At 59.7% G+C, this 18,123-nt stretch carries 15 protein-coding genes and 3 pseudogenes; 8 read left to right on the top strand and 10 right to left on the bottom strand.

Features of this window, described 5'->3' with window-relative positions:
• Positions 1-18: 18 nt before the first annotated feature.
• Both recF and gyrB read left to right on the top strand, forming a co-directional pair.
• Positions 19-1,122: a DNA replication/repair protein RecF gene (gene recF, locus F0169_RS21140; protein WP_010565854.1), complete on the top strand. Its 1,104-nt coding sequence runs from the start codon at positions 19-21 to the stop codon at positions 1,120-1,122.
• 4 nt (positions 1,123-1,126) lie between these two features.
• Complete coding sequence (gene gyrB, locus F0169_RS21135) at positions 1,127-3,544, top strand: DNA topoisomerase (ATP-hydrolyzing) subunit B (protein WP_058415819.1); 2,418 nt, start codon at positions 1,127-1,129, stop codon at positions 3,542-3,544.
• A gap of 105 nt (positions 3,545-3,649) precedes the next feature.
• Here the strand turns inward: gyrB and F0169_RS21130 are convergent.
• Positions 3,650-4,070: pseudogene (locus tag F0169_RS21130) on the bottom strand (response regulator transcription factor); the annotation flags it as partial.
• Here F0169_RS21130 and F0169_RS21125 point away from each other — a divergent pair.
• Positions 4,068-4,493 (top strand): annotated as a pseudogene (locus F0169_RS21125) (sensor histidine kinase); the annotation flags it as partial. The pseudogenes F0169_RS21130 and F0169_RS21125 overlap by 3 nt on opposite strands.
• Positions 4,494-4,675: 182 nt before the next feature.
• On the opposite strand, the gene F0169_RS21120 reads toward F0169_RS21125, so the two are convergent.
• The 4 genes and pseudogenes from F0169_RS21120 to glyQ form a co-directional block, all read right to left on the bottom strand.
• Positions 4,676-5,446, bottom strand: a complete 771-nt coding sequence (locus F0169_RS21120) for a lysophospholipid acyltransferase family protein (protein ID WP_058415821.1) — start codon at positions 5,444-5,446, stop codon at positions 4,676-4,678.
• 80 nt (positions 5,447-5,526) lie between these two features.
• Positions 5,527-6,063, bottom strand: coding sequence for a D-glycero-beta-D-manno-heptose 1,7-bisphosphate 7-phosphatase (gene gmhB / locus F0169_RS21115; RefSeq protein WP_152747534.1), 537 nt, complete (start codon positions 6,061-6,063; stop codon positions 5,527-5,529).
• 2 nt (positions 6,064-6,065) lie between these two features.
• The gene (glyS, locus tag F0169_RS21110; protein ID WP_152747533.1) at positions 6,066-8,120 is read right to left on the bottom strand and encodes a glycine--tRNA ligase subunit beta; all 2,055 of its coding nucleotides are present in this window, start codon (positions 8,118-8,120) and stop codon (positions 6,066-6,068) included.
• A pseudogene (glyQ, locus tag F0169_RS21105) lies at positions 8,117-9,069 on the bottom strand (glycine--tRNA ligase subunit alpha). Before glyQ ends, glyS begins: the two are co-directional and overlap by 4 nt.
• Before the next feature lie 81 nt (positions 9,070-9,150).
• On the opposite strand from glyQ, the gene F0169_RS21100 reads away from it, so the two are divergent.
• Entirely contained in the window at positions 9,151-9,708 is a 558-nt protein-coding gene (locus F0169_RS21100) for a DNA-3-methyladenine glycosylase I (protein WP_152747532.1), read from the top strand.
• 40 nt (positions 9,709-9,748) lie between these two features.
• Complete coding sequence (locus F0169_RS21095) at positions 9,749-10,636, top strand: lysophospholipid acyltransferase (RefSeq protein ID WP_058415824.1); 888 nt, start codon at positions 9,749-9,751, stop codon at positions 10,634-10,636.
• A 162-nt stretch (positions 10,637-10,798) separates the two neighbouring features.
• Here the strand turns inward: F0169_RS21095 and F0169_RS21090 are convergent, their stop codons facing one another.
• From F0169_RS21090 to def, 5 genes are all read right to left on the bottom strand, one after another.
• Entirely contained in the window at positions 10,799-11,110 is a 312-nt protein-coding gene (locus F0169_RS21090; RefSeq protein ID WP_152747531.1) for a tetratricopeptide repeat protein, read from the bottom strand.
• Between the two features lie 19 nt (positions 11,111-11,129).
• The gene (gene trkA, locus F0169_RS21085) at positions 11,130-12,503 is read right to left on the bottom strand and encodes a Trk system potassium transporter TrkA (RefSeq protein ID WP_058415826.1); all 1,374 of its coding nucleotides are present in this window, start codon (positions 12,501-12,503) and stop codon (positions 11,130-11,132) included.
• A gap of 22 nt (positions 12,504-12,525) precedes the next feature.
• Positions 12,526-13,836, bottom strand: coding sequence for a 16S rRNA (cytosine(967)-C(5))-methyltransferase RsmB (gene rsmB / locus F0169_RS21080; protein ID WP_058415827.1), 1,311 nt, complete (start codon positions 13,834-13,836; stop codon positions 12,526-12,528).
• Positions 13,833-14,786, bottom strand: a complete 954-nt coding sequence (gene fmt / locus F0169_RS21075) for a methionyl-tRNA formyltransferase (protein ID WP_152747530.1) — start codon at positions 14,784-14,786, stop codon at positions 13,833-13,835. The genes rsmB and fmt overlap by 4 nt, the downstream gene beginning before the upstream one ends.
• Positions 14,787-14,854: 68 nt before the next feature.
• Complete coding sequence (gene def, locus F0169_RS21070; RefSeq protein ID WP_058415829.1) at positions 14,855-15,361, bottom strand: peptide deformylase; 507 nt, start codon at positions 15,359-15,361, stop codon at positions 14,855-14,857.
• Positions 15,362-15,496: 135 nt separating this feature from the next.
• Here def and F0169_RS21065 point away from each other — a divergent pair, with 135 nt between their 5' ends.
• The 3 genes from F0169_RS21065 to tsaC all read left to right on the top strand — a co-directional run bounded on the left by F0169_RS21065 (position 15,497) and on the right by tsaC (position 18,070).
• Complete coding sequence (locus tag F0169_RS21065; protein WP_152747529.1) at positions 15,497-16,273, top strand: peptidoglycan-binding protein; 777 nt, start codon at positions 15,497-15,499, stop codon at positions 16,271-16,273.
• A 63-nt stretch (positions 16,274-16,336) separates the two neighbouring features.
• On the top strand, positions 16,337-17,440 hold the full coding sequence (gene dprA / locus F0169_RS21060) for a DNA-processing protein DprA (RefSeq protein ID WP_152747528.1): 1,104 nt from the start codon (positions 16,337-16,339) through the stop codon (positions 17,438-17,440).
• Between the two features lie 72 nt (positions 17,441-17,512).
• Positions 17,513-18,070, top strand: a complete 558-nt coding sequence (gene tsaC, locus F0169_RS21055; RefSeq protein ID WP_099236575.1) for an L-threonylcarbamoyladenylate synthase type 1 TsaC — start codon at positions 17,513-17,515, stop codon at positions 18,068-18,070.
• Positions 18,071-18,123: the final 53 nt, after the last annotated feature.

Genomic DNA, 18,123 nt, shown 5'->3' with positions numbered 1-18,123 from the left:
ATGCTCAGCAGAAGCTAGATGTCCCTCAGTCGCGTCTCGGTCACCGCGGTGCGCAATCTGCACCCGGTGACCTTCTCCCCCTCCCCCCGCATCAATATCCTCCATGGCGCCAACGGCAGTGGCAAAACCAGCGTGCTGGAAGCCATCCATTTGCTGGGGCTTGCGCGTTCCTTTCGTAGCGCGCGCCTGTTGCCGGTGATTCAGTACGAGCAATTGGCATGCACGGTGTTTGGCCAAGTCGAATTGGCTGAGGGCGGGCACAGCAGCCTGGGCATATCTCGTGATCGCGGCGGTGAATTTCAAATTCGCATTGATGGGCAAAATGCTCGCAGTGCCGCGCAGCTTGCGGAAATTCTGCCGCTGCAACTGATCAACCCCGACAGTTTCCGCCTTTTAGAGGGCGCGCCAAAAATCCGCAGACAGTTCCTCGATTGGGGAGTGTTCCACGTGGAACCACGGTTTATGGCCACGTGGCAGCGGTTGCAGAAGGCCCTGCGGCAGCGGAACTCGTGGCTGCGGCATGGTACACTTGACGCCGCTTCGCAAGCAGCTTGGGACCGGGAACTGTGCCTGGCCAGCGACGAAATAGATGAATACCGCCGCGCCTATATCAAAGCCTTGAAACCAGTCTTTGAACAGACCTTGAGTGAGTTGTTGGATCTCGAGGGGCTGACGCTGAGTTACTACCGTGGTTGGGATAAAGAACGTGAGCTGAGCGCAGTGCTCGCCACCTCTTTACAACGGGATCAGCAAATTGGTCACACCCAGGCAGGCCCCCAACGCGCTGATTTGCGCCTTAGATTAGGCGCACATAATGCCGCGGACATCTTGTCCCGTGGTCAGCAGAAATTGGTGGTGTGTGCATTGCGGATCGCGCAGGGTCACCTGGTTAGCCAGGCCCGCCGCGGTCAGTGTATTTATCTGGTGGATGACTTGCCGTCTGAACTCGACGAGCAACACCGCCGCGCGTTATGCCGCTTGTTGGAAGACTTACGCTGCCAGGTGTTTATCACCTGTGTAGACCACGAATTATTGAGGGAAGGCTGGCAGACGGAAACGCCAGTCGCTTTGTTCCACGTGGAACAAGGCCGTATCACCCAGACCCACGACCACCGGGAGTGAAGGCATGAGCGAAGAAAACACGTACGACTCGACCAGCATTAAAGTGCTGAAAGGTTTGGATGCCGTACGCAAACGTCCCGGTATGTACATCGGCGACACCGATGATGGTAGCGGTCTGCACCACATGGTGTTCGAGGTGGTCGACAACTCCATCGACGAAGCTTTGGCCGGTCACTGCGACGACATCAGCATCATCATCCACCCGGATGAATCCATCACCGTGCGCGACAACGGTCGCGGCATTCCGGTCGATGTGCATAAAGAAGAAGGCGTATCGGCGGCAGAGGTCATCATGACTGTGCTCCACGCCGGCGGTAAGTTCGACGACAACTCCTATAAAGTCTCCGGCGGTTTGCACGGTGTAGGTGTGTCCGTCGTGAACGCGCTGTCCGAAGAGTTGGTGCTTACGGTTCGCCGTAGCGGCAAAATCTGGGAACAGACCTACGTGCATGGCGTTCCACAGGAGCCGATGAAAATCGTTGGCGAGAGTGAAACCACCGGTACGCAGATCCACTTCAAACCGTCTGACCTGACCTTCAAGAATATTCACTTCAGCTGGGACATCCTGGCCAAGCGCATTCGTGAACTGTCCTTCCTCAACTCCGGTGTGGGTATCGTCCTCAAGGACGAGCGCAGCGGCAAAGAAGAGCTGTTCAAATACGAAGGCGGCCTGCGTGCATTTGTTGAATACCTGAACACCAACAAGACTGCGGTTAACCAGGTGTTTCACTTCAACATCCAGCGCGAAGACGGCATCGGCGTGGAAATCGCCCTGCAGTGGAACGACAGCTTTAACGAGAACCTGTTGTGCTTCACCAACAACATTCCACAACGCGACGGCGGCACTCACTTGGTGGGTTTCCGTTCCGCGCTGACGCGTAACCTGAACAACTACATCGAAGCTGAAGGCTTGGCCAAGAAGCATAAAGTCGCCACCACCGGTGACGATGCTCGAGAAGGCCTGACGGCGATTATCTCGGTGAAAGTGCCAGACCCTAAATTCAGTTCCCAGACCAAAGACAAGCTGGTGTCTTCCGAAGTGAAGACCGCAGTGGAACAGGAGATGGGCAAGTACTTCTCCGATTTCCTGCTCGAGAACCCGAACGAAGCCAAGCTGGTTGTCGGCAAGATGATCGACGCCGCACGTGCGCGTGAAGCAGCACGTAAAGCCCGTGAGATGACCCGTCGTAAAGGCGCGTTGGACATCGCAGGCTTGCCGGGCAAACTGGCCGACTGCCAAGAGAAAGACCCTGCCCTCTCCGAGCTGTACCTGGTGGAAGGTGACTCTGCTGGCGGTTCCGCCAAGCAGGGTCGTAACCGTCGCACCCAGGCTATCCTGCCGTTGAAAGGCAAGATCCTCAACGTTGAGAAAGCCCGCTTCGACAAGATGATTTCCTCTCAGGAAGTCGGCACGTTGATCACGGCGCTGGGCTGCGGTATCGGCCGCGACGAGTACAACATCGAGAAGTTGCGCTACCACAACATCATCATCATGACCGATGCTGACGTCGACGGTTCGCACATCCGTACGCTGTTGCTGACCTTCTTCTTCCGTCAGCTGCCGGAGTTGATCGAGCGTGGTTACATCTACATCGCTCAGCCGCCGTTGTACAAAGTGAAAAAGGGCAAGCAAGAGCAATACATCAAAGACGACGACGCCATGGAAGAGTACATGACGCAGTCGGCCCTGGAAGATGCAAGCCTGCACTTGAATGACGAAGCCCCGGGCATCTCCGGTGCGTCGCTGGAGCGTCTGGTTAACGACTTCCGCATGGTCATGAAGACCCTCAAGCGTCTGTCGCGCCTGTACCCTCAGGAACTCACCGAACACTTCATCTACCTGCCGGCTGTAAGCCTTGAGCAGTTGGGTGACCATGCGGCGATGCAGGATTGGCTGGCCCAATACGAAGTGCGCCTGCGCACTGTCGAGAAGTCTGGCCTGGTCTACAAAGCCAGCCTGCGTGAAGACCGTGAACGTAACGTGTGGCTGCCAGAGGTTGAACTGATCTCCCACGGCCTGTCGAACTACGTCACCTTCAACCGCGACTTCTTCGGCAGCAATGACTACAAGACGGTCGTAACCTTGGGCGCGCAACTGAGCACGCTGTTGGACGACGGTGCTTATATTCAACGTGGTGAACGCAAGAAGCAGGTCAAGGAATTCAAAGAAGCCCTCGACTGGCTGATGGCCGAAAGCACCAAGCGCCATACCATCCAGCGATACAAAGGTCTGGGCGAAATGAACCCGGATCAACTGTGGGAAACCACCATGGACCCCGCTCAGCGTCGCATGCTGCGCGTGACCATCGAAGACGCCATTGGCGCGGACCAGATCTTCAACACCCTGATGGGTGATGCGGTCGAGCCACGTCGTGACTTCATCGAGAGCAACGCCCTGGCAGTGTCCAACTTGGATTTCTGATCAGGTAACCCTGCTACAACAAAAAGGCCAACGCTTAGCGTTGGCCTTTTTTATTGCGCGATATTTGAGAATGCTCCACGTGGAACATCGCATTTCTCAGCGAGCTTAGGCCGGCGTCACACTCTCCGATCGATACCCATACCCATAAATCGTCAGCAACTGCCAACCGCGATCCGCGGTCAGCCCCAGCTTGTTGCGCAGCCGATAGATATGCGTGTCGAGTGGCCGCGATGAGACTATTTCCTCATGCGTCCAGAAGCGCTCATACAGGTATTCCCGAGACAGCGGGCGTGTCAGGTTGGCAAACAAGCAGCTCGCCAAGCGGTATTCGCGCTCGGTCAATGTGATCGGTTTACCCGCGCGGGTGACGGTCAGCTCCGCATCGTCGAAGGTAAGGTCGTTGAAACTCTGTACTTCATGGGTGGAAGATTTTTGCAGGCCGTGGCGGCATAAAACAGCGCTGACATCGAGCCTTTAGCTCGTTGGGGCGGAACGGTTTGCTGAGGTCATCATTCGCCCCGCAATTGCCAACCGCGTTGCTCGTGAAGTGTTTGGTAATGACCTGGTGACTGAAAACATCCTGGAGCAACTCGCCGACCTGGGGTATCCGCCGCTGCACAATGGCGTTCGCCCTGCCCTCTCGGCGATCCTGGCGTTGCTGGATGTGCATAACGACACCTCACCGATATGTGCCCGGATCGAGCAACAGGTTAAGCGAGCCTTGAACCTCACTGAAGCCTTCGTGCAGTTGGCCAAAGCCGCAGCAGATCTGCCGGAGCTGTTCAGCCAATATAGGCGGTTTGATTCGGCGCAAGGCAGCGAGGGTTTAGGGCTGGGCCTGACGATGGTTAAAGCGGTGATAGAGCGTCACGGCGGGCGCATTTTATGTCAAAGCGAGTTGGGTAGATGCTCTACCTTCAGCCTGCGATTGCCGTTGCTGGACCACTGAAATATCCGGCTTTTTGGTTGTGCATAAAAAACCGGTCTCAAGGACCGGTTTTTTAATGCGCGAAAAACTTATGCACGGTTTTCGATATTTTATGAGCTTAAGAAATATGTAATAAAATCAGCTCGTTATGGACAAAAAATGGCAGTTTTCGCACAAACCGTACACAGGTTATCCACAATTTTTTATAGCACTGGCGTCTCGACCACAACAGGCTCCGGCGGCAACGAACCCATGGCGCGTTGCTGCGCTTCGTTCCATGCCGCAGCGCGGTCATTCAACGCGGCAATTGCACGCGGGCCTTCGCCTTCGGCGTACATGGGCTGGCCAATCACCACGGTGATCGTGCCGGCACGTTTCGCCCAGCCGGTTTTCGGCCAGAACTTGCCGGCGTTGTGCGCAATCGGCAGCACCGGCAGGTTGGCATTGACCGCGAGTGCTGTGCCGCCGCGCGAAAACTTGCCGACAGTGCCGAACGGCACGCGAGTACCTTCCGGGAAGATCAGCACCCAAACGCCATCTTTGAGCAACTCGTCGCCCTTCTTGGCCACGTGCTTGAGCGCAGCCTTGGGGTTATCCCGGTCGATAGCGATCGGTCGCAGCATGGCCATGGCCCAGCCGAAAAAAGGCACGTACAGCAGCTCACGCTTGAGTACCTGGCTAAGCGGCGAGAAGTACGCCGAGAGGAAGAACGTCTCCCACGTGCTCTGGTGGTTCGACAGAATCACGCAAGGCTGCTGCGGGACGTTTTCAGCGCCCTTGATTTCGAAGCGGATGCCGAGGAATACCTTGCTCAGCCACAACGCGCAGCGGCACCAATAAACGTTGATAAAACGATAGCGCGCCTTAAACGGCAGGAACGGCGCAATAAAAAAGCTCAGGGTGCACCAGAGAAACGAACTGGTGCCCAGCAGCAGGTAAAAGAAAAAGGTTCTGATGGCCTGCAAGATCGACATGGCAGCATTTACCGTTGCGGGTCATGGCCCGCCTGCTAAAAGCGCACTCCCGAGCAATCCTGATCAGGACGTCGGGGCGGCTAGTTGTTAATAAGTTCTGCGGCAACCGCCGCCAGATCGTCAAAAATCAAGGTGCCTACCGGCAGGTTTTTCGCCTGGGTCTTTTCGCCTTTCCCGGTCTTCACCAAAACTGGCTGAGAGTCGACGGCTTTGGCCGCCTCCAGGTCACCGAGGCTATCCCCGACAAACCATAGCCCAGCCAGCGGTACCTTGTAATGTTCTGCAATGGTTTTCAACATCCCGGGCTTGGGTTTGCGGCAATCGCAGCCCTCATCCGGCCCGTGTGGGCAATACACCACCAACCCCAGCTCACCGCCCTGCTCGGCCACCAACGTGCGCAAGCGCGCGTGCATGGCGTCCAGCGTGGCGATGTCGTAGTAACCGCGGGCGATGCCGGACTGGTTGGTAGCGATGGCCACCGTCCAGCCGGCTTTGCTCAACTGCGCGATGGCCTCAATCGAGCCGGGCAGTGGAATCCATTCCGCCACCGATTTGATGTAAGCGTCGGAGTCATAATTAATCACCCCGTCCCGATCGAGAATCAGCAGTTTCACCATGGTCAGCTCAGCGTCGAAATATCAGCGATATTGACGAACAAGCCGCGCAGACGCGCCAGCATGGCGTAGCGGTTTTTGCGTACACCCGCATCTTCGGCATTGATCATTACGGCTTCGAAGAACGCATCCACCGGCTCACGCAAGCTGGCCAGTCGCGCCAACGCTTCGGCGTAATTACGCTCGGCGATCAACGGCTTCACCGCGTTTTCGGCTTTGGCGATGGCGGAGTTCAGTGAGAACTCTTTGGCATCGGCAAACAGCCCAGGGTCGACTTCGGTATTGCCGAGGTTATCGGCCTTGCTCAGCAGGTTCGACACGCGCTTGTTCACGGCAGCCAGTGCATCGGCCTCCGGCAGTTTGCGGAACGCTTGCACGGCTTGCACGCGTTGGTCGAAGTCCAGCGCCGAACCCGGTTGCAGGGCACGCACCGACAGGTACACGGACACGTCCACGCCTTCGTCTTCGTAACGCGCACGCAGGCGGTCGAAGACGAATTCGAGCACTTGCTCGGCCAAGCCGGCTTGTTTGACCTTGGCGCCGAACTGGCCGACCGCGAACACCACGGCTTGGGTCAGGTCGAGGTCGAGCTTTTTGTCGATCAGGATGCGCAGCACGCCCAGCGCGGCACGGCGCAGGGCATATGGGTCTTTGCTGCCGGTGGGCAACATGCCGATACCGAAGATACCGACCAGCGTATCGAGCTTGTCGGCGATGGCCACGGCCGCACCGGTCAAGGTGGTCGGCAATTCTGCGCCGGCACCGCGCGGCATGTACTGCTCGTTCAGCGCCAGGGCTACTTCGTCCGGCTCGCCATCGTTGAGGGCGTAGTAGTAACCGGCAACGCCTTGCATCTCAGGGAACTCGCCCACCATCTCGGTGGCCAGGTCGCATTTGGACAGCACGCCCGCGCGCGCAGCCCAGGCAGCGTCACCGCCGATGCGCGGCGCAATGTAAGCGGCCAGCTTGGAAATGCGTACGGCTTTGTCGTAAACGCTGCCGAGTTTTTCCTGGAACACCACGTTTTGCAGGCGCAGGTTGAAGTCTTCGAGCTTCTGCTTTTTGTCTTGCTTGAAGAAGAACTCGGCGTCGGTCAGGCGCGGGCGAACGACTTTCTCGTTACCGGCGATGATCTGTTGCGGGTCCTTGCTTTCGATGTTGGCCACGGTGATGAAGCGCGGCAGCAATTTGCCGTCCACGTCCAGCAGGCAGAAATACTTCTGGTTGTCCTGCATGGTGGTGATCAGCGCTTCTTGCGGCACGTCGAGGAAACGTTCTTCGAACGAGCACACCAGCGGCACCGGCCACTCAACCAGCGCGGTAACTTCATCAAGCAGGCTTGGCGGCACGATAGCGGTGCCTTCCTGCTGGCGGGCCAGCTCTTCGGTGCGTTTGCTGATCAGTTCGCGACGCTCGTTGGCATCGGCCAGCACGTAGGCGGCGCGCAGGTCGGCGGCATAGTTGGCCGGCGAGGTGATGCGCACAGCTTGCGGGTGGTGGAAGCGGTGACCACGCGATTCGCGACCTGCGGTTTGGGCGAGGATCGTGCAATCGATGACCTGGTCACCGAGCAACATCACCAACCACTGGGTTGGGCGTACGAATTCTTCTTTGCGCGCACCCCAACGCATGCGCTTGGGGATCGGCAAGTCGTTCAGCGAGTCTTCAACGATAGTCGGCAACAGGCTGGCGGTTGGCTTGCCGGTGATGACCTGGCTGAAACGCAGTTTCGGGCCGCTCTGGTCGATTTCACTCAGCTCGACGCCACACTTCTTGGCAAAACCCAGCGCGGCTTGAGTCGGGTTACCTTCTGCGTCGAACGCCGCCTGACGCGGCGGGCCGTCGAGGTTGATGCTGCGGTCCGGTTGCTGGGTTTCCAGCGCGGTCAGCAACACGGCCAGGCGACGTGGCGCGGCGTAGACTTTTTTCGCTTCAAACTTCAGGCCAGCGCTGTGCAGGCCTTTTTCGATACCGGCCAGGAACGCATCGGCCAGGGTATTGAGCGCCTTGGGTGGCAGCTCTTCGGTGCCCAGTTCAACCAAAAAATCTTGAGCACTCATTGTGCAGCCTCCAGCTTAGCCAACACTTCATCACGCAGGTCCGGGGTTGCCATCGGGAAGCCCAGCTTGGCGCGAGCCAGCAGGTAGGCTTGGGCGACGGAACGCGCCAGGGTGCGTACACGCAGAATGTATTGCTGACGCGCGGTTACCGAGATGGCACGGCGGGCGTCCAGCAGGTTGAAGGTATGGGACGCCTTCAAGACCATTTCATAGCTCGGCAACGGCAGCGGCTGGTCGAGTTCGATCAGGCGCTTGGCTTCGCTTTCATAGAAGTCGAACAGTTCGAAGAGTTTTTCGACGTTGGCGTGTTCGAAGTTGTAAGTGGATTGCTCCACTTCGTTCTGGTGGAACACATCGCCATAGGTGACTTTGCCGAACGGGCCGTCAGCCCACACCAGGTCGTACACCGAGTCCACGCCCTGCAGGTACATGGCCAGGCGCTCGAGCCCGTAGGTGATCTCGCCGGTCACCGGGTAGCACTCAATGCCGCCGGCTTGCTGGAAGTACGTGAACTGCGTGACTTCCATGCCGTTCAGCCAAACTTCCCAACCCAGGCCCCAGGCGCCCAGCGTTGGCGACTCCCAGTTGTCTTCGACGAAACGGATGTCGTGCACCAGTGGGTCCAGGCCAACATGTTTCAGCGAGCCGAGGTACAGCTCCTGAAAGTTGTCCGGGTTTGGCTTCAACACCACCTGAAACTGATAGTAGTGCTGCAGGCGGTTAGGGTTTTCGCCGTAGCGGCCGTCAGTCGGGCGACGACTGGGCTGCACATAAGCGGCGTTCCAGGTTTCCGGGCCGATGGCCCGCAGGAAGGTAGCGGTGTGGAAAGTGCCGGCGCTACTTCCATATCGTAGGGCTGAAGTACCACACAACCTTGCTCGGCCCAGTATTGCTGGAGGGCGAGGATCAAGTCTTGGAAGGTACGCACGGCTGGCGTAGGCTGGCTCACGAAATTCACCTGTTACTTGGGCTGCGATTTAAAGAGCGGGAGTATACCCGATTCGGCCGCGCCACCATCCCCTGGAGCCTTATGCCACGCTGCTTTTGGTGTTCTGAAGATCCGCTGTACATGGCTTATCACGATCAGGAGTGGGGAACGCCGCTGCGCGATGCGCAGGGCTTGTTCGAGTTACTTTTGCTCGAAGGGTTCCAGGCGGGCCTGTCCTGGATCACCGTTTTACGCAAACGCGAGCATTATCGAAAGGTTCTGTTCGGCTTTGATGCGCAGCGCTTGGCGCAACTGACCGACGCCGAGATTGAAGCGCTGATGCTCGACCCCGGCATTGTGCGCAATCGCCTCAAGCTCAACGCCACTCGGCGTAACGCCGCCGCCTGGCTGGCGCTGGAAGATCCGGTGGGTTGGCTCTGGTCGTTTGTCGGCGGCGTGCCCAGGGTCAATCACTTCAAGGACCGCAGCCAAGTCCCGGCGATCACACCCGAGGCCGAAGCCATGAGTAAAGCCTTGAAAAAAGCCGGCTTCACCTTTGTCGGCCCGACCATTTGCTACGCATTCATGCAGGCCTCGGGCATGGTCATGGACCACACCCAAGACTGCGACCGTTACGCGGTTTTGGCCAACGCCGGTTAGAATGGCGGTTTTGCGCACTACATTTGATCAGGAGTGACCTGTGGAAAAGTTTAAAGGCGCCTTGCTGGTAGGCGCTCTGCGGTTGTTTGCCCTGCTGCCTTGGCGCGCTGTACAGGCCGTCGGCACGGCGATTGGCTGGATCATGTGGAAAACCCCGAACCGCTCGCGCGAAACGGTGCGGATCAACCTCTCCAAATGCTTCCCGGACATGGACCCTGCCGCGCGCGAGCGCTTGGTCGGCCAGAGCTTGATGGACATCGGCAAGTCCCTGACCGAAAGCGCCTGTGCGTGGATCTGGCCGGCGCAGCGCTCCATCGATCTGGTGCGCGAAGTCGAAGGCCTGGACGTGTTGCACCAAGCCTTGGCCTCGGGCAAAGGTGTGGTCGGCATTACCAGCCACTTGGGCAACTGGGAAGTGTTGAACCACTTCTATTGCAGCCAGTGCAAACCGATCATTTTCTACCGCCCGCCCAAGCTCAAGGCGGTGGACGATTTGCTGCGCAAGCAGCGCGTGCAACTGGGTAACCGCGTCGCGGCGTCGACCAAGGAAGGCATTCTCAGTGTGATCAAAGAAGTGCGTAAAGGTGGCCAGGTGGGCATTCCCGCCGACCCGGAACCGGCAGAATCGGCCGGCATCTTTGTGCCGTTCTTCGCCACTCAGGCACTCACCAGCAAGTTCGTGCCGAACATGCTCGCCGGTGGCAAGGCGGTTGGCGTGTTCCTGCACGCCCTGCGGCTGCCGGACGGCTCGGGTTACAAGGTGATTCTGGAAGCCGCGCCGGAAGACATGTACAGCACCGATACCGCCACCTCCTGCGCGGCGATGAGCAAGGTGGTCGAGCGCTATGTCGGCGCTTACCCGAGCCAGTACATGTGGAGCATGAAACGCTTCAAGAAACGCCCGCCGGGTGAGGCGCGGTGGTATTGATATACGGCTGACTCAAGGTCGACAACAAACACTGTGGGAGGGGGCTTGCTCCCGATGGCGATCTATCAGTTACAGATAAATTGACTGACACTCTGCTATCGGGAGCAAGCCCCCTCCCACATTTTTGGCCTGAGCAGTTAAGCCAACCTCTTGGGTAGCGCGTCAGGCCTTGCGGTCGAGTTTCTTCAGGAACACCGTCATCTCTTTCTCGGCCTGTTTGTCGCCATGCGCCTTGGCCGCTTCGATACCCTTCTCCCACGCCTGTCGTGCTGCGCCACTGTCACCTTGCGCGTGCTGCGCCTTGCCCAACAGCTTCCACGCCGCCGAGTACTTCGGATCAAATTCGACGCACCTGAGCAAATGCTCCGCCGCCTTGGCGTAGTCCTTCAGGTCCAGATAACCCTTGCCTAAACCAAAGCGCAGCAGCGAGTTATCCACACCCTTGGCGAGCATTTTCTCCAGCGATTCGAGCATGCAGGTGTACTCCGTTGTGTCAGAAGAAGCTCAGCCCAACGTGGAATAACTTCTCCACATCGCGGATGTGTTTTTTATCCACAAGGAACAGGATCACGTGGTCGCCCGTGGCAATTACCGTGTCGTCGTGGGCGATGATCACCTCTTCGTCACGGATGATCGCGCCAATGGTGGTGCCCGGCGGCAAGCCGACATCGCGAATGGCTTTGCCGATAACCTTGCTCGACTTCGAATCGCCGTGGGCAATTGCCTCGATGGCTTCCGCCGCGCCACGCCGCAGCGAGTGCACGCTGACAATGTCGCCACGGCGCACGTGCGCGAGCAACGTGCCGATGGTCGCCAGTTGCGGGCTGATGGCAATGTCGATATCGCCGCCTTGAATCAGGTCCACGTAAGCCGGGTTGTTGATGATGGTCATCACCTTCTTCGCCCCCAGCCGCTTGGCCAACAAGGAAGACATGATGTTGGCCTCGTCATCGTTGGTCAGGGCCAGGAAAATATCCGCGTCGGCAATGTTTTCTTCCATCAGCAGGTCGCGGTCCGAGGCACTGCCTTGCAGTACGACAGTGCTGTCGAGCGTGTCGGACAAATGCCGGCAGCGCGCCGGGCTCATCTCGATGATTTTCACTTGGTAGCGGCTTTCAATCGCCTCGGCCAAGCGCTCGCCGATCTGCCCACCGCCAGCGATGACGATGCGTTTGTAGGTTTCATCGAGGCGGCGCATTTCGCTCATGACGGCGCGAATATTTGCCTTGGCGGCGATGAAAAACACTTCGTCGTCGGCCTCTATTACCGTATCGCCTTGCGGCAGAATCGGCCGGTCGCGACGGAAAATCGCGGCTACGCGAGTTTCCACATTCGGCATGTGTTCGCGCAGTTGGCGCAGTTGCTGGCCCACCAGCGGCCCGCCGTAATAGGCTTTTACCGCGACCAATTGCGCTTTGCCGCCGGCGAAGTCGATCACCTGCAAGGCGCCGGGAATTTCGATCAGGCGCTTGATGTAATGGGTAACCACCTGCTCCGGGCTGATCAGCACGTCGACTGGAATCGCGTCGTTGTCGAACAGGCCGGCGCGGGTCAGGTAAGCCGCCTCACGCACGCGGGCGATTTTGGTCGGGGTGTGAAACAGGGTGTGGGCGACCTGGCAGGCGACCATGTTGGTCTCGTCGCTGTTGGTCACGGCCACCAACATGTCGGCATCGTCGGCGCCCGCCTGGCGCAGCACTGTCGGGAATGACGCGCGGCCTTGCACGGTGCGGATGTCGAGGCGGTCACCAAGGTTGCGCAAGCGCTCGGCATCGGTGTCGACCACGGTGATGTCGTTGGCTTCGCTGGCCAAATGTTCAGCCAGCGAGCCACCCACCTGCCCTGCCCCGAGGATGATGATTTTCATCCGGTCACTCCCTTAAACCCATTCAGCCGCGCGCGGCGGCAATCTTGATCAGTTTGGCGTAGTAGAAGCCATCGTGCCCGCCTTCTTGCGCGAGCAACTGGCGACCATGCGGCTGCTTGATACCGGCAGCCGTGGCCAGGTCCAGCTCACGTGCGCCACTGGTGCGAGCGAGGAACGCCGCGATCACTTCGGTATTTTCGGTGGGCAAGGTCGAGCAGGTGGCGTAGAGCAGGATGCCGCCGACTTCCAGCGTCGGCCACAGCGCGTCGAGCAGTTCGCCTTGCAGCGCGGCCAGGGCAGCGATGTCATCAGCTTGGCGGGTCAGCTTGATGTCCGGGTGGCGGCGGATCACGCCGGTGGCGGAACAGGGCGCGTCCAGCAGGATGCGCTGGAACGGTTTGCCGTCCCACCACGTGGCGGTGTCGCGGCCGTCGGCGGCGATCAGGTCGGCACTCAGGCCCAGGCGCGCAAGGTTTTCGCGCACGCGCACCAACCGCTTGGCTTCCAGGTCAACCGCGACCACACCAGCGAGGTCTTTTTCGACTTCGAGAATGTGACAGGTCTTGCCGCCCGGTGCGCAGCAGGCGTCCAACACGCGCTGGCCGGGCGCCAGGTCGAGCAGGTCGGCGGCCAGTTGCGCGGCTTCGTCCTGCACGCTGACCCAGCCTTCGGCAAAGCCCGGCAGGCTGCGCACGTCGCTGGCCGCGTCCAGCACGATGCCGTCCGCACTGAACACGCACGGTGTGGCCGCGATGCCGGCAGCGCTCAGCAATTGCAGGTACGCGTCGCGGCGGTGATGGCGGCGGTTGACCCGCAGAATCATCGGCGGGTGGGCATTGTTGGCCGCGCAAATGGCTTCCCATTGTTCAGGCCAAAACGCCTTGAGGGATTTTTGCAGCCAGCGCGGGTGGGCGGTGCGCACCACCGGGTCGTGTTCCAGCTCGGCCAGCAGCGCTTCGCTCTCGCGCTGGGCGCGGCGCAATACGGCATTGAGCAGGGCTTTGGCCCAAGGTTTTTTGAGTTTTTCGGCGCAACCGACGGTTTCGCCGATGGCGGCGTGGGCCGGCACACGGGTGTACAGCAACTGATAAAGGCCGACCAGCAGCAGCGCTTCCACATCCGCATCGGCTGCCTTGAACGGCTTTTGCAGCAGCTTGGCGGCCAGCGCCGACAAACGAGGCTGCCAGCGCGCGGTGCCAAAGGCCAGGTCTTGGGTGAAACCACGGTCGCGGTCTTCAACCTTGTCCATCTGAGTCGGCAATGAACTGTTCAGCGACGCCTTGCCGTTGAGTACGGCGGCGAGAGCCTTGGCGGCGGCCAGACGCGGGTTCATTGCGCGACCGCCCCGAGAACGGTGCCCAAGGCAAATTTCTCACGACGGCTGTTGAACAAATCGCTGAAATTAAGCGCTTTGCCACCCGGCAATTGCAGACGGGTCAGGCACAGCGCCTGCTCACCACAGGCCACCAGCAGGCCGTCCTTGCTGGCGCCGATGATCTCACCGGGGGCGCCTTGGCCGTCAGCCAGCGTGGCGGCCAATACTTTCAAGGCTTCGCCATTCAGCGTGCTGTGGCAGACCGGCCAAGGGTTGAAGGCGCGCACTTGGCGCTCCAGCTCCACGGCCGGGCGGCTCCAGTCGATGCGGGCCTCATCTTTGTTCAGTTTGTGCGCGTAGGTGGCCAGGCTGTCGTCCTGTACTTCGCCTTCCAGCGTACCGGCAGCGAGCCCTGCGATGGCCTGGATCACGGCGGGCGGGCCCATCTCGGCGAGGCGGTCGTGCAGGCTGCCGCCGGTGTCTTCGGCGCTGATCGGGGTAATCACTTTAAGCAGCATCGGGCCGGTGTCCAGACCCGCCTCCATGCGCATCACGGTCACGCCGCTTTCACTGTCACCGGCTTGCACCGCGCGCTGAATCGGCGCCGCACCGCGCCAGCGTGGCAGCAGCGACGCATGGCTGTTGATGCAGCCCAGGCGTGGAATATCCAGCACGGCTTGCGGCAGGATCAAGCCATAAGCCACCACCACCAGCAGGTCCGGTTTTAATGCTGCCAGCTCAGCTTGAGCCTCGGCGTTGCGCAAGGTCGGCGGTTGCAGCACAACAATAGTGTGCTCAAGCGCCAGTTGCTTGACCGGGCTCGGCATCAGTTTTTGCCCGCGACCGGCCGGGCGATCCGGTTGGGTGTACACCGCCACGACTTCATAAGGGCTGGCAAGCAACGCCTTGAGGTGTTCGGCGGCAAATTCAGGAGTGCCGGCAAAAACTATGCGCAGTGGCTCGGTCATGGGAGGTCTCGTTAAAAACAGTCACAAAAGAAAAAGGCTTGCCGCAGCAAGCCTTTGGAAGAAGGGAATCAAGCTTGCTGGCGATGCTTTTTTTCCAGCTTCTTCTTGATCCGGTCGCGTTTAAGCGTGGACAGGTAATCAACAAACAGCTTGCCGTTGAGGTGGTCGCATTCATGCTGAATGCACACCGCGAGCAGGCCTTCGGCAACCAGCTCGTAGGCCTTGCCGTCACGGTCCAGGGCCTTGATCTTCACGCGTACCGGGCGTTCGACGTTCTCGTAGAACTCCGGCACCGACAGGCAGCCTTCCTGGTATTCGCCCATCTCTTCGGTCAGCGGTTCGAACTCGGGGTTGATAAACACCCGAGGTTCGCTGCGATCTTCCGACAGGTCCATGACCACGACGCGTTGATGCACGTTGACCTGGGTCGCGGCGAGGCCGATGCCCGGTGCTTCATACATTGTTTCAAACATGTCATCGACCAACTGACGAACCTTGTCGTCCACTACGGCCACCGGTTTGGCGATCGTGCGCAGGCGCGAGTCGGGAAATTCGAGGATGTTCAAAATAGCCATAAGCGTAATTGCTGCACATGTGAGGTAGAGGCAAATCGGCGTTGGGATGGACCCACACAGCCGGTGTGAAACGTTCGGAAGCCGCGAAGGCTATGGCATTTCACGCGAACGTACATAATAAAGGAGATTCACCCCATGAGGAAATCGCTACTCGTCTTGCTGCTGTGGGCACCGCTCGCCACGGCCCTGATTCCAAAGCCCGGCCAAGCGCTGAATCAAACGACGCAGCAGGCTATTCAGCACTTTCTAGTGCATAACCGCATCCTCAATACGCCCCAGGAACTGGACAACGCGCCGTACATCGTCGCGGCCGGTGCCGGTCGCGTACTCGGCGCCAATGGCGAGCGTGTGCACGCGCGGGGTCACCTGGACCCGGCCCAGCCAACCTATGGGATCTTTCGTCGGGGCAAAACCTACATCGACCCCGACACCCAGGAATTGCTGGGTATCAATGCCGACGACGTCGGCACCGCACGGTTTGTAACGGCTGGCGACCTCACCACGCTGGCGGTGCAACGGGTAACCCAGGAAGTGCGCCCGGGCGACCGTTTGCTGCGTGCCGAACCGCGTGTCGAGCTGGCCAACCTGCAAACGCCCAAGCCTGCACCCTTTATCGAAGGGCACATTATCGACATCCCCAAAGGCGTGACCCAGATCGGCGTGCGGGATGCCGTGACCTTGAACAAGGGCCGCCGCGACGGCCTGCTCGAAGGCCAACTGCTGACGGTGATCAAGGCTGGCGCTACCGTGCGCGACGTTATCAGCGGGGCGTCGACAACACTGCCGGATGAGCGTGCAGGCACCGTGTTGGTGTTTCGCACGTACGAAAAACTCAGTTATGGCGTGGTGCTCAGCGCTTCGCGCTCACTGGCCGTAATGGATCGATTCGAGGCTGCCCGACAGACTGAATAAGTAGCTTGCTAAATAAGTTACCAACAGAGTTATCCACAGCTTGTTGCGGTCGAGGACGATCAAATGTATCCGATAAACAGCAGTGAAATTTCCCCGTCTGAACTGGAAGCTCGACTACGCTTGCACAGGCTGCCGGAACTGGGTCCCAAGCGTTTTCGCGTATTGATTGACGCGTTCGGTTCTGCCTCAAAGGCGATCAGTGCACCGGCCAGCGCCTGGCGCTCGCTGGGGTTGCCAGCCAGCAGCGCCGAGGCTCGACGCAGCCCCGAAATACGTGATGGCGCCAGCCACGCATTAGCGTGGCTGGAGCGCCCCGCCCAGCATTTGCTGATGTGGGACCAGCCCGAGTACCCCGCACTGCTTGCGCAGATTGACGATGCGCCGCCGTTATTATTTGTTGCAGGCGACCCTGAAATTCTTGAAAAACCACAGGTGGCGATGGTCGGCAGCCGCCGTGCTTCCAGGCCTGGCCTGGACACTGCGGCGGCCTTTTCGCGCAGCCTGGCGAGCGCCGGTTTTGTCATCACCAGCGGCTTGGCTTTGGGTATCGACGGCGCTGCACATCAAGCGGCGCTGGATGTCGGCGGGCAGACAATCGGCGTGCTCGGCACAGGCCTCGAAAACTTTTATCCACAGCGCCACCGCCACCTCGCAGCAGCGATGATTGCCCAAGGCAGCGCAGTGGTTTCCGAGTTTCCGCTGGACGCCGCACCGCAGGCGGCCAACTTTCCGCGGCGCAATCGAATCATCAGTGGGCTGTCGTTGGGGGTGCTGGTGGTGGAAGCGGGCATGGCCAGTGGTTCGTTGATCACCGCGCGGCTGGCGGGTGAGCAAGGGCGCGAGGTGTATGCGATCCCGGGCTCTATCCATCATCCCGGCGCCAAGGGCTGTCATCAATTGATCCGCGATGGCGCAACGTTGGTGGAGTCCATCGAGCACATCCTCGAAGGCCTGCGCGGTTGGCAAGCGTTGTCCCGCCCTGCGCCGATGCCGGTCACCCATCCGTTGGTGGCACTGCTGCACGCGGCGCCGCACACCAGCGAAGCCTTGGCGATTGCCAGCGGGCGCGCGTTGTCGCAGGTGCTGGCGACGCTGACGGAGCTTGAGCTTGAAGGCTTGGTGACCTGCGATAGTGGGCGCTGGCTTGCGCGCCGCCAGCTTTTTTAGCGTGGTTTTTGTGGCTGGGTTTTGCAAAGAACATCGGTAAACTGCGCAGAGCTTTAGTCCGGAGAGTGAGCAATGGTCAACAGGTGGCGTGTGCTGGAAACCGCACGAGAAATTCGCGCAGGCGCGGTGATTGCCTATCCGACCGAAGCGGTCTGGGGCTTGGGCTGCGACCCTTGGAACGAGGCAGCGGTAGACCGTCTGCTGGCGATCAAGAATCGCTCGGTGGACAAGGGCCTGATCCTGGTGGCAGACAACATTCGCCAGTTCGATTTTCTATTTGAAGACTTCCCCGACACCTGGATCGAGCGCATGGCCAGCACCTGGCCTGGGCCGAATACCTGGCTGGTGCCGCACCAGAACTTGCTGCCCGAATGGGTGACCGGTGTGCACGACACGGTCGCCTTGCGCGTCAGCGATCACCCGCTGGTGCGCGATTTGTGCGCGCTGACAGGGCCGTTGATTTCCACCTCGGCCAACCCGCAGGGCCGCCCGGCAGCGCGCACGCGAATTCGTGTGGAGCAGTATTTCCGAGGCCAGGTCGACCTGGTATTGGGTGGCGCCTTGGGCGGGCGTAAAAACCCAAGCCTGATTCGTGACCTGGCAACGGGTGAGGTTGTGCGGCCCTCTTGAGACCGAGTTGGCGGAGTGGATCAAACACGCTCCCACAGTTTGAATGCATTCTG

The sequence above is a fragment of the Pseudomonas kitaguniensis genome (assembly GCF_009296165.1).
GTDB lineage: Bacteria > Pseudomonadota > Gammaproteobacteria > Pseudomonadales > Pseudomonadaceae > Aquipseudomonas > Aquipseudomonas kitaguniensis.
This window is presented reverse-complemented; position numbering and strand designations above follow the sequence as displayed.

Excerpts from the sequence above, each read along its gene's own strand:
- recF (WP_010565854.1), top strand. The coding sequence starts at position 19 with ATGTCCCTCAGTCGCGTCTCGGTCACCGCGGTGCGCAATCTGCACCCG.
- gyrB (WP_058415819.1), top strand. The coding sequence starts at position 1,127 with ATGAGCGAAGAAAACACGTACGACTCGACCAGCATTAAAGTGCTGAAA.
- F0169_RS21120 (WP_058415821.1), bottom strand. The coding sequence starts at position 5,446 with ATGTCGATCTTGCAGGCCATCAGAACCTTTTTCTTTTACCTGCTGCTG.
- gmhB (WP_152747534.1), bottom strand. The coding sequence starts at position 6,063 with ATGGTGAAACTGCTGATTCTCGATCGGGACGGGGTGATTAATTATGAC.
- glyS (WP_152747533.1), bottom strand. The coding sequence starts at position 8,120 with ATGAGTGCTCAAGATTTTTTGGTTGAACTGGGCACCGAAGAGCTGCCA.
- F0169_RS21100 (WP_152747532.1), top strand. The coding sequence starts at position 9,151 with ATGCCACGCTGCTTTTGGTGTTCTGAAGATCCGCTGTACATGGCTTAT.
- F0169_RS21090 (WP_152747531.1), bottom strand. The coding sequence starts at position 11,110 with ATGCTCGAATCGCTGGAGAAAATGCTCGCCAAGGGTGTGGATAACTCG.
- trkA (WP_058415826.1), bottom strand. The coding sequence starts at position 12,503 with ATGAAAATCATCATCCTCGGGGCAGGGCAGGTGGGTGGCTCGCTGGCT.
- rsmB (WP_058415827.1), bottom strand. The coding sequence starts at position 13,836 with ATGAACCCGCGTCTGGCCGCCGCCAAGGCTCTCGCCGCCGTACTCAAC.
- fmt (WP_152747530.1), bottom strand. The coding sequence starts at position 14,786 with ATGACCGAGCCACTGCGCATAGTTTTTGCCGGCACTCCTGAATTTGCC.
- def (WP_058415829.1), bottom strand. The coding sequence starts at position 15,361 with ATGGCTATTTTGAACATCCTCGAATTTCCCGACTCGCGCCTGCGCACG.
- F0169_RS21065 (WP_152747529.1), top strand. The coding sequence starts at position 15,497 with ATGAGGAAATCGCTACTCGTCTTGCTGCTGTGGGCACCGCTCGCCACG.
- dprA (WP_152747528.1), top strand. The coding sequence starts at position 16,337 with ATGTATCCGATAAACAGCAGTGAAATTTCCCCGTCTGAACTGGAAGCT.
- tsaC (WP_099236575.1), top strand. The coding sequence starts at position 17,513 with ATGGTCAACAGGTGGCGTGTGCTGGAAACCGCACGAGAAATTCGCGCA.